1 protein-coding gene and 1 CRISPR repeat array are annotated in these 1,817 nt (G+C 62.5%); the gene reads left to right on the forward strand.

What is annotated here, in order from left to right:
• On the forward strand, positions 1–1,333 hold a 1,333-nt coding region (gene tnpC, locus Q669_RS19040; RefSeq protein WP_022993520.1), incomplete at its 5' end, for an IS66 family transposase.
• Positions 1,334–1,387: 54 nt separating this feature from the next.
• Positions 1,388–1,817: direct repeats of the CRISPR family, unit length 32 nt; unit sequence GTCGCGCCCCTCGCGGGCGCGTGGATTGAAAC.

A 1,817-nucleotide genomic window follows, 5' to 3' on the forward strand; every position in this document is an offset into this window, starting at 1 on the left:
CGAACTGATCGACAGCGACCTAGCCGCTATCGAAGCCGAGCTGGACCAGGCGATGACCGAGGAACAGAAGGCGGCTCGGCCCAAGCAAAAGCCCAAGCGCGCCCCGCTGCCACCAGAACTGCCCCGCACCCTGATCCACCACGAACCGGAAAATACTCAGTGCCAGTGTGGCTGCCAGCTCAAGCGTATTGGTGAAGACGTCAGCGAGAAGCTGGATTACGTCCCAGGCGAGTTCACGGTGGAGCGCCACATCCGGGGCAAGTGGGCCTGCGACAAATGCGAGACCTTGGTCCAGGCACCGGTGCCACCACAGGTGATCGACAAAGGCATCCCGACGGCGGGTCTGCTGGCTCAAGTGCTGGTGGCCAAATACGCGGACCATCTGCCCCTGTACCGTCAGGAACGTATCTTCGGCCGTGCTGGCCTGGAAATCCCGCGCTCCACTCTGGCCGAGTGGGTGGGGGCCTGTGGTGTGCAGTTGCAGCCCCTGGTGGACGCACTGAGAAACACCTTGCTGGAACACAACGTTCTGCACGCCGACGAAACCCCGGTGAGCATGCTGGCCCCGGGCAAGAAAAAGACTCACAAGGCCTACGTCTGGGCGTACTGCACCACACCGTTCTCGGACCTCAAAGCCACCGTTTACGACTTCGCACCCAGCCGGGCGGGTGAACACGCTCGCACCTTCCTGGGTGACTGGCAGGGCAAGCTGGTCTGTGATGATTACGCCGGCTACAAGGCCGGGTTCGGTAACGGCATTACCGAAATCGGCTGCATGGCCCACGCCCGGCGCAAGTTCTACGACCTGCACGAAGCCAATAAGAGCGAACTGGCGGCCAAGGCACTGGAATACATCGGCGGGCTGTACGAGGTCGAGCGAGACACCAAAGAGCTGCCGGCGGATAAGCGGCGAGAAATCCGGCAAACCAGGGCCAAGCCAATCGCTGATGCGCTGCATCAGTGGATGCTGGCGCATCGTCAGAAAGTGCCGGATGGCTCCGGCACGGCCAAAGCCCTCGATTACAGCCTCAAGCGGTGGGCAGCGCTGACGCGCTACCTGAACGATGGTGCCGTGCCCATCGATAACAACTGGGTAGAAAACCAGATCCGGCCCTGGGCATTGGGTCGCAGCAATTGGCTGTTCGCGGGTTCACTGCGCAGTGGCCAGCGTGCGGCTGCGGTGATGACGCTGATCCAGTCGGCGAAGCTAAACGGCCATGATCCCTATGCCTATCTGAAGGACGTGCTGACCCGCTTGCCGACGCAGAAGAACAACGCCATCGACGAGATGTTGCCCCACAACTGGAAGCCGGCTACACCTGACAAGGTGTGATGGCCGGACGCTTACGAAACAACGCATAGGATCTTGATAAATCGAAATTTTGAGGTCGCGCCCCTCGCGGGCGCGTGGATTGAAACCCGCAGGTCCTGGTCTGTCAGGGTGGGGTTGCTGGTCGCGCCCCTCGCGGGCGCGTGGATTGAAACAGGCATGGGCGGCCCGGCTTGAAAAGCTGTGGGGGTCGCGCCCCTCGCGGGCGCGTGGATTGAAACGGAGGCGTAGGGCAAGGGTCGCAACAGATCGACACGTCGCGCCCCTCGCGGGCGCGTGGATTGAAACAGCCCGTACATCGGGGCCGGGGTTTACATGGCCACAGTCGCGCCCCTCGCGGGCGCGTGGATTGAAACGCCATACAGGCGAGAGCCGCTTGACATTTCAAACGTCGCGCCCCTCGCGGGCGCGTGGATTGAAACACGCCGACACCACAAACTCGGTGGGGCCATCGGGTCGCGCCCCTCGCGGGCGCGTGGATTGAAAC

The organism is Marinobacter sp. C1S70 (assembly GCF_000475355.1).
In the GTDB taxonomy this organism is placed as follows: domain Bacteria; phylum Pseudomonadota; class Gammaproteobacteria; order Pseudomonadales; family Oleiphilaceae; genus Marinobacter; species Marinobacter nauticus.